Here is an 8834-nt window from a genome sequence, read left to right as displayed (position 1 = left end):
ATCACGCCGGCCCAGGCCCTGGGCCTGGCCCCCAGGCGCTGGCGCGAGGAAGAGGTCCTCGCCTGGAGAGAGGACTGGGGCAGGCTCCCCATGGCCGCCTGACCCGGCCGCACCCCGCCTCCACGCTCGTCGGGCATTTTCATTTTGTTTGCCGCGACGCGACGGCGAAGGCCGCGAGCGCCAGGAGGTAGCATCCGCATCCGGCCCGGAACGCCGCCGCGATCCCGGACGACAGGGCGATCGCCGTCGCCAGGACCGACGCGCACACGGAGGCCGCGCCGTTCACTCCCCAGAACCAGGGCGCCATCCCCGGGAAGCGCCCCTCCGCGGCGCCCATCCCGGCCGGGAATGCCATCCCCATGACGAAGCCGATGGGCAGCAGGAGCACCACCGACACCAGAATGCGCGCCGGCGTCCCGGAGGCGGCGAAGGCCCCGATGACCGATGGCGTCGCTCCCCCGAAGAGCAGGAGCGCCCCGACCAGGACTGCCAGGCGCCAGACTCCGCCCGGAGGCTCCGCGACGGTCGGGCCCGGGGATCGGGTCGCCAGGCTCCCCGCGCCGCCAGCCAGGAGCAGCGAGAACAGGACGACGGTCAGGCCGTACGCCGGATGCCCCAGAAAGACGATCAGCCTCTGCACCTGGGAAATCTCGACCAGCATGAACCCGAACCCGATGCAGGCGAAGTACAGCAGGTACGGGATCGCGCCGCGCCGCGCCTCCTGCCGCGCCGCCAGGACGATAGGCACCGCAAGCGCGATCAGGGTGAGCGCCATGACCGCCGCGAGCAGGGCGCAGAGAAGCACGACCGCCTTCAGATTCCCCTCCAGGCTCCCCGGGTCGGGGGAGGTCCCGCCTGCGACCTGACCGGCGGCTCCGGCGGCCCCCTCCGGCGCCGGGCTTTCCGCCTGCATCCCCAGAAGGTGCCGGAAGGCGTCCCGCAGCCGGAGCATGTTGAAGAAGAACGGCGTGTCGTCCGTGGGCGGGTCCACGCGCAGAGGGAGCCCGTCGCCGATCACGCCGGGGTTGGTGGCCGCCGCCACCACCGCGAAGACCGGGTCGGCCGTGAGATCCGGCGCCAGCACGACGTCGAACCTCAGGGTGCCGGCGATCGAATCGAGGGCGGCCAGGTCCTCCGGCGAGAACGGATCGGGGCTGACCAGGAGCGTGCCCACGCTCTTCGCCGCCGTCCGGTGCCGCACCAGCAGGATGTGCCGACGGACCTCGGCGATCCCACGCCTGCGGAGGGCCTCCCCCGCCAGGGCGGTGAGCCGGTACATCTCCGCCGGCCGCCCCGAGAAGTAGAACCAGGAGAACGCCAGCACGCCGCGCGGCGCCAGGTGATCCAGGAAGACCTTCCAGGCCTGCAGCGTGTAGATCGAGTTCTCCGTCAGGACGAACGCTCCGGCCGCGGTCGCGGCGGAGGTGTCGATGAGGGACGCCTGGATGATGTCGTACCGCCCGCGCTGCCGCGCGACGTAGCTGCGCGCCTCGTCGTTGACCAGCAGGACCCTGGGGTCCCGCTCGAGGTGCCCGGTGAACGCGCCGAACCTTCCGGTGACGGCGCGCAGAATCTCTTCGTTGATCTCGACGCCGACCACCGAGCGCTGCCCGAAGACCAGGGCCGCCAGGATGTCCCGGCCGCCCCCGGCGCCGATCACCAGCACCCGCGAGCGCGGCCGGAGGAGGTGCGGCACGCTCGTGACGTCGTAGCGCAGGTGCTCGACCGCCTCCAGATCGCCGTCGAATCCGGTCAGGACCGTCGACGCCCCGCCGTCGATGTCGAGGATCAGCTGGCGCACCTCGTGTCTCGGCCGGAACGCCTGGCTCAGCCCCCACCCGAGCGGGCTGGCCGTCTGCGCGGGGCGCACGCGGATGCGCGAGAAGGAGTTCCATTTCTCGTACAGCGGCCGCTCCTCGACCGTCCCCTTGACCGACAGGAGGCGCACGATCGGGGCCTGGTTCCAGACGAGCACGGTGTGGATCGCACAGACGCAGGACAAGACCGCGGCGGCCACGACGCTCGCCCGGACGAGCCGCGCGTCCGAGGCGTCGAGCGCGAAGCCGATCGCCCCGGCCGCCGCCAGCGCGGCGGCGCCGATCACCGCGGTCGGACCGTCGGTCACCCTCAGGAAGCCGATCACCGCCACGCAGCCGGCCGCGGCGCCGGCGAGATCGGCGGCGTACAGGCGTCCCACCTGCCGCGGGAACCGCGTCAGCGCCAGGCAGACGCAGACGCCGCTGCAGGCGAATGGCACGGTCGCCAGGAGAAGGATGGCTGCGTTCCCTGCCAGCGCGCCCGCCGTGAGGTCGGTCGAGAACGGGATCCGGATCTGCACCAGAAACCCCAGCCCGAGCGTCACCGCGAACAGGAGCGACGAGACCGCCAGGTGGCGTCGCGTCCGCTCCTCGGTGAACGTGCGGCCGAACACGCCGACGGCGATGGCCCCCGCCGTCATCCCGAGCATCGCGACCGAGATGACCAGAAAGGCGAAGTGATACCAGGTCGCCACGCTGAAGATGCGGGTGAGCAGGATCTCGTCCAGCAGGGTGGCGAGGGTGACCAGGAACAGGCCCGCGCAGGTGCGCCGCCCCGCCGTCCGGCCCGCCGGGGCTCCGGACGCGGTGCCCGCGGCCCCGGCCGGCGGCGTCCCTACCACTCGATGTGCTCGAACGGCTTCGCAGGCGGGACTTCGAGCCCCCAGCCAAAGGCCAGGAGCGCGTCCCGTGCCGCCTTCCTGAGGCGGGTCCATTCACGGCTGTTGACGAGGGCGCCGGTGGTCCACAGGCGTGCGTTGTCCTGGCCCGACATCCGGTCCAGCAGGCCGTCCACGTCCAGGAGGGCTCGGCTCTGGGCCCGCGACATCCGGACCGCCCCCTCGGCCGAGGCCGCCCGGAAGCACTGATCGAAATGGAGGGCGAATTCATCCGGCCCGCCCGTGAACGAGGGCAGCAGCCCGGCCTGCGCGTCGGCGGGCAGGGCCAGGGCCCGCAGGGCATCCCTCAGGCGGGCGAGGACCCCGTCGGCGGGAACGGGCCGGGGTTCCGGCTTGCCGGGCCTTTTCATGTCATGCTCTCCACCTGACCGTTTCGGGTTAATATACGTCGGCCTCGGACACTTCGGACCCGCCGACCCGCAGGAAAAGGCGAGCGCCTCGTCGCAGTGAACCCTTAGTGTGGGAGTGGCTCTCATGAAGAATGCCCTGGTGTTGGCGCTCGCCGTGACCCTGGCGGCGGCCGCCTGCTCGAAGACATCGAAGGCCACCGCCGTGGATCTCAAGACGGAAGACCAGAAGACCCTGTACGCCCTCGGACTCGTGATGAGCGAGAACCTGAGCGCCTTCGGCCTGAGCGAAGCGGAGGTCGAAACCGTGAAGGCCGGCTTCACCGACGGGGCTCTCAAGCGCACCCGGCAGGTCGACCTGGCGGTGTACGGGCCGAAGCTCCGCGAGCTGGCGCAGGCCCGCTCGACCGCCGGCGCCGCAACAGAGAAGGCTTCCGGCGGGGAATTCCTGTCCAAGGCCGCCCTCGAGAAGGGGGCGGTGAAGACGCCGGCCGGCTTCGTGATCCAGGAGATCAAGGCCGGCACCGGCCCGTCGCCGACGAAGTCCGACACCGTGAAGGTGCACTACAAGGGGACCCTGACCGACGGGACGGTGTTCGATTCCTCCATCGATCGCGGCGAGCCGGCCCAGTTCCCGCTCGCCAACGTCATCCCGTGCTGGTCGCAGGGAGTGCAGATGATGAAGGTGGGGGGCAAGAGCCGGCTGGTCTGCCCGCCCGAGCTGGCCTATGGCGACCGGGGTGCGCCGCCGCACATCAAGCCCGGGGCGACCCTCAACTTCGAGGTCGAGCTGCTCGAGATCGTCAAGCCGTAGGCGGCCCGGGGGCCCGTCCGAGAATTCAGGCCCGCGCCTCGAACACCAGGTTGAACGGCGTCTCGGAGGCGCGCCGGAAGCGCTTGAAGCCGCCGGCGGTCACCACCTCGCGCAGGCGCTTCTCCCCTGCCTGGGCGCCGAGCCCCAGGCCGACGTCCTGGGCCAGCGACGCGGGCGTGCAGATGAGCGTCGAGGCGCTGTAATAGACGCGGCCGACCGGGTTCAGGTTGTCCTCCGTCCGATCGTGGGCGAACGGCTCGACGATCATCCAGGTCCCGTCCTTGGCCAGCGTCTTCAGGACGTGGCGCGCGGCGCCGACCGGGTCCCCCATGTCGTGCAGGCAGTCGAAGAACGCGACCAGGTCGTAATTCGTCCCCGGAAAGTCCTGCGCCCGGGCGACCTCGAAGGTCACGCGGTCCGACACTCCCGCGCTCTTCGCCACGTGCCGCGCCTTCTCGACGGAAGGCTTGTGGTAGTCGAAGCCGACGAACGTGGACTTCGGATAGGCGCGCGCCATGATCACGGTCGAGGCCCCGTGGCCGCACCCGACGTCGGCAACGACGGCCCCCTTCTTCAGTCTCTCGTCGATCCCGTCGAGGGCGGGAATCCAGGAGGTGACGAGATGGGCCGAATAGTTCGGCCGGAAGAAGCGTTCCGTCCCCTCGAACAGGTCGGGGTCGTGCTCGTGCCAGCCGACGCCGTCGCCTGTCCGGAAGGCCGATTCAATCTTGTCGCGCGACTTGATCGCCGCCGTCGCGACCTGGAACGCCCCCGGCAGGTAGGCCGGGCTCGCCTCGTCCGCCAGCGCAAACGCCTGCTCCTCCGTCATGCTGTACGCGCCGGTCTTCGGGTCGTACAGGACGTACCCGGCCGCCGCCTGCGCGTTCAGCCACTCGCGCACGTAGCGCTCGGTCGTCTTCGTGCGCTTCGCCAGGTCCGCGGGCGTCTGCGGCCCGCCCTCGGCCAGCGCCTTGTAGAGCCCCAGCTTCTCGCCGAGGAGAACCAGGGCGGCGTGGAAGGTCCCTCCGATGTCGCCGAGCGCCTTTCCAATGAATTGATCGAGACGATCTTGATCGATGGCCATGCCGCCCCCTCGAATGGTGTACCGGGAGTATATCGCGGTCAGGAGCCGGTCTGGGGGGTCCCGGCCCGTGACAGGTCCGCGAGGAGCGCCCGGGGCGAGACGGGCCGGCCGAGGAAGTCCTCGATGACCTGGCGGGAGGGGCGCTCGAGGCCGAAGCGGTAGAGGCGCTCCGACATCCACGCGTACCACGACGCGTCGCCTTCCGTGAAGGGGCCGTGCAGCTCCTTCGCGCGGGCGCGCAGGTCGGCGACCATGATCGCGCCGACGGCGTAGTTGAGCATGTAGCCGGGAAGGTTGATGAGCTGCCCGCGCACCGCCCACCAGGACAGCTCGGGGTGCGGCCGGATCCGGAAGTACCGCTCCGTGATCTCCGTCCAGACGGCGTTCGGGTCGGATTCCGGGCTCCGGTGCAGACGAATCTCGAAGAGCGACCAGGCCACGTCCATGACGATGCCGGCGTACTTCGCGCGCAGCGAGTCGGCCAGCGGCACCGACGTCCCCAGGTACTTCCGCTGCCACGCCGGCTCGAAGATCTCGAGCGCCGCGACGTCGGCGATTCCCTCGGTGAACAGGTCGCTGTCCGGCCAGTCCATGAACGCCGGCCGCGTCCGGATCGCCGCAATGTGCACGGCGTGTCCCGTCTCGTGCAGGAGCTCGTTGAGGTTGTCGAGGCTGCCGACCCGGTAGGAGGCGAACACCCACGGCTCGCCCGGGGCCCACGCGCCGTCCTCGAGGTGCGGGCGCGCGCCGAACGTGGTGAAGGCCACCGGGTCCTTCCCCTCGCGCGGCTCGAGGTCGTACCGGATGCCCAGCGCCTCGACGTCCGCCCCCAGGTCGGCGTAGAAGCGGTCGTTCGCCGGCTTCAGGATCTCCTTCGTGACCGCGGTCCGCAGGGCGCGGTTGGCCTTCCCCGCCTCATAGGCGAAGTCCCACGGCTCGATCGGCCGGTCCGGAGTGACGGCGCGCCACGCCTCGAGAACCGAGGTCAGCCACCCTTCGACGGCGCCGGGGTCGATCCCGAGATTGCCCGCCCCCGACTCGACAGGGTTCTTGTCCGCCGCCCTCTTCGCCGCGCTCAGCCGGATCAGCCGGCGGTAGGGGCTGCCGGGGCCGCCGTCGCCGTTGATCGACGTCCAGACGGGCGCCATCGCCAGGAACAGCCTCTTCCGGCGCGCGGGGTCCTCGGTGACCGGCAGCATGCTGAAGATCGTCAGCCGGTCCAGCGTCTGGCCTTCAAAGGGGAGATTCCGGGCCGCCTTCCCGAAGCAGGCGTACATCCGGTCGGAGAGAGCCGCCATCCCTTCCGGCCCCTGCGCCAGCGCCGAGGCGTCATAGGAGCAACCGGCGGTCTCCGGAGCCGGCGTGGCCGCGGGGGCCGCGCCCCCGGGGGCCGCCGCCTCCGCTCCGCCCGGGGGATCCTTCTCCTCGTCCAGGTCCTTCTCGAACGTCCGCCTGATCACCTCGAGCGCTCGGGCGTCTTCGGCGGACAACCCGGCGATCGGGACGGCCGCCAGCAGACCCTGAAGATTGCCCCGCGCCTCGCGATACCGTGCCACGAGATCGGCGAGCGGGACGCCGCGCGGGGTGGTCACGGCCCCCCGCGATCGCGTCACGTCGATCTGATCCTTGTGGTGGCGCGCGTCCCGGTAGGCGGCCTCGACCTTGTCGAGCCCCGCGCCCGGTCCGGACCCGCACGCCGGGACGGCGATCAGGAGGGCGAAGGCGGCGAGAGCGCCGCGGACGCGCTTGCGGGAGCCGTTCCTTTCCGTCCAGGCCACGGCCCCGGATGGTATCACCATGCGCTATCATGCGCCCCTCATGGACATCGCCATCCGCTGCCGCGATCTGCGCAAGATCTACGACACCAAGCCCCCGGTGGAGGCGGTGCGCGGCCTCGATCTCGAGGTGCGCTCCGGGGAGTGCTTCGGGCTCCTGGGACCGAACGGAGCCGGCAAGACGACGACGGTCGAGATCCTCGAGGGGATCCTCGATCCGACCGGCGGCGACGTCGAGGTGCTCGGGCTGCGCTGGGACGGCGACCACGCCGGGCTGCGCGAACGGATCGGCGTGTCGCTCCAGGAAACCCGGCTCGCCGACAAGCTGACCGTCGAGGAGACCCTGGAGCTGTTCGCCTCCTTCTACCGCCAGGGGCGCCCGGCCGGCGAGGTGATGGAGGAGCTCGGCCTCACCGAGAAGCGCCGGGCGTGGGTCATGAAGCTCTCGGGCGGGCAAAGGCAAAGGCTCGCCGTGGCCTGCGCCCTCGTGGGGGATCCCGACCTGCTCTTTCTCGACGAGCCGACGACCGGCCTCGACCCGCAGTCACGGCGTTCGCTCTGGGACATCATCCGCGACCTGCGCCGGCGCGGCCGGACGATTCTCCTGACGACCCATTACATGGACGAGGCGGAGAAGCTGTGCGATCGGGTGGCGGTCGTCGACCACGGCAGGGTGATCGCGCTGGGAACGCCCGCCGAGCTGATCGCCTCGCTCCACGGCGAGCACGTGGTCGAGTTCGCGGTGAACGGGGGCGCCTCGGCGGCCGCGCCCCTCCCGTCCCCGCCCGACCCTCGAAGCCTCCTGGACGTTCCTTCGGTCCAGTCGGCGCGCGCCGAGTCGGGCAGCATCCTCCTGACGGTGGATCAGCCGCACATCGCCATTCCGGCCCTCCTGGCGAGGCTGGGGCGGGACGGGCACACCCTGTCGCGCCTCACCACCCGCCACGCCAGCCTGGAGGACGTCTTCGTGGCGCTCACCGGACGGCATCTGCGCGATGAGTAGCGGCCGCCATCCGTTCCTTCTGCTCGTCCTCGCCCGCATGCGCGAGCTCATGCGCGAGCCGGAGGTCGTCTTCTGGGTGTTCATCTTCCCGATCCTGCTGGCGATCGGCCTCGGGATGGCGTTCCGCAACAAGCCGCCCGACCAGATCGTCGTCGGGGTCGTCGAGGCCGAGGGATCCGGGCCGGTCCTCGCGGCCCTCTCCCCCGACCATGGGTTCGTGGCCGAGACCGTCTCCGACGCCGAGGCGGCCAAGCGCCTGCGTCTCGGCAAGGTCGCCCTCGTCGTGGTGCCGGGGGCCACGTACGAGTACCGCTACGACCCGACGCGGCCCGACAGCGTGCTGGCGCGCCAGAGGGTGCACGACGCCCTGCAGCGCGCCGCCGGCCGCGCCGATCCGGTGCCGGTCAAGGAAACGCTCATCACGGAGCCCGGCGCCCGCTACATCGACTTCCTCATCCCCGGCCTGCTCGGGATGAACATCATGAGCGGCGGCATGTGGGGCGTGGGCTTCCTGCTCGTCGACATGCGCACCCGCAGGCTCCTGAAGCGCCTCATCGCGACGCCGATGAAGCGCACGGACTTTCTCGGCGCCATCATGACCAGCCGCATCCTCCTGGTGCTCACCGAGATGGCGCTCCTCCTGATCTTCGGCCGCCTCATCTTCCACCTGGTCGTGCAGGGCTCTCTGGGGACCGTCATCCTGCTCGCCGTCCTCGGGGCGTTCGTGTTCGCCGGTCTCGGCCTCCTCGTCGCCTCCCGCACCGCCCGGATCGAGACCGCATCGGGACTGATGAACATCGTCATGCTTCCGATGTTCGTCTTCTCGGGGATCTTCTTCTCCTCCGATCGCTTCCCCGCCGCCATGCAGCCGTTCGTCAAGGCGCTCCCCCTCACCGCCCTCAACGACGCACTGCGCGCCGCGATCCTGGAAGGGGCCGACCTGTCCTCGCAGGCCGGCCGCGTTCTCGTCATGCTGGTGTGGGGCGTGGTCGCCTCCGTCGTGGCGCTCAAGTTGTTCCGCTGGAACTAGGAGCCTGTCCGGGTATTGGGCCGGGCCTCTCGGCGCGGCGGTTGAAGCCGATCGGGGGCCTGCGG

The 8834-nt window shown here is 70.8% G+C and carries 7 protein-coding genes; 3 read left to right on the top strand and 4 right to left on the bottom strand.

All coding sequences use genetic code 11. The features are described 5' to 3' along the window. Positions 1 to 139: 139 nt before the first annotated feature. Positions 140 to 2659, bottom strand: a complete 2520-nt coding sequence (locus VGV60_13165; GenBank protein ID HEV8702216.1) for a hypothetical protein — start codon at positions 2657 to 2659, stop codon at positions 140 to 142. After that, positions 2653 to 3066 (bottom strand): hypothetical protein, encoded by a 414-nt coding sequence (locus VGV60_13160; GenBank protein ID HEV8702215.1) that lies wholly within the window; start codon positions 3064 to 3066, stop codon positions 2653 to 2655. The genes VGV60_13165 and VGV60_13160 overlap by 7 nt, the downstream gene beginning before the upstream one ends. A 124-nt stretch (positions 3067 to 3190) precedes the next feature. On the opposite strand from VGV60_13160, the gene VGV60_13155 reads away from it, so the two are divergent. Continuing rightward, a complete protein-coding gene (locus VGV60_13155; GenBank protein HEV8702214.1) occupies positions 3191 to 3877 on the top strand; it encodes an FKBP-type peptidyl-prolyl cis-trans isomerase in 687 nt (228 codons plus the stop codon). A 25-nt stretch (positions 3878 to 3902) separates the two neighbouring features. Here the strand turns inward: VGV60_13155 and VGV60_13150 are convergent, their stop codons facing one another. Both VGV60_13150 and VGV60_13145 read right to left on the bottom strand, forming a co-directional pair. Continuing rightward, the gene (locus VGV60_13150; protein ID HEV8702213.1) at positions 3903 to 4961 is read right to left on the bottom strand and encodes a methyltransferase domain-containing protein; all 1059 of its coding nucleotides are present in this window, start codon (positions 4959 to 4961) and stop codon (positions 3903 to 3905) included. 38 nt (positions 4962 to 4999) lie between these two features. Continuing rightward, a complete protein-coding gene (locus VGV60_13145) occupies positions 5000 to 6760 on the bottom strand; it encodes a hypothetical protein (GenBank protein ID HEV8702212.1) in 1761 nt (586 codons plus the stop codon). On the opposite strand from VGV60_13145, the gene VGV60_13140 reads away from it, so the two are divergent. Further along, the gene (locus VGV60_13140; GenBank protein ID HEV8702211.1) at positions 6759 to 7739 is read left to right on the top strand and encodes an ABC transporter ATP-binding protein; all 981 of its coding nucleotides are present in this window, start codon (positions 6759 to 6761) and stop codon (positions 7737 to 7739) included. The two genes, VGV60_13145 and VGV60_13140, sit on opposite strands and share 2 nt — an antisense overlap. Continuing rightward, positions 7732 to 8769 carry an ABC transporter permease gene (locus VGV60_13135; GenBank protein HEV8702210.1) on the top strand — a complete coding sequence of 346 codons (1038 nt, stop codon included), beginning with the start codon at positions 7732 to 7734 and terminating at the stop codon, positions 8767 to 8769. Before VGV60_13140 ends, VGV60_13135 begins: the two co-directional genes overlap by 8 nt. The last annotated feature ends 65 nt before the right edge of the window (positions 8770 to 8834 follow it).

Source organism: Candidatus Polarisedimenticolia bacterium (genome assembly GCA_036001465.1).
GTDB lineage: Bacteria > Acidobacteriota > Polarisedimenticolia > Gp22-AA2 > Gp22-AA2 > Gp22-AA3.
The sequence above is the reverse complement of the archived record's forward strand: the minus strand, read 5'-3'. Positions and strand labels throughout refer to the sequence as shown.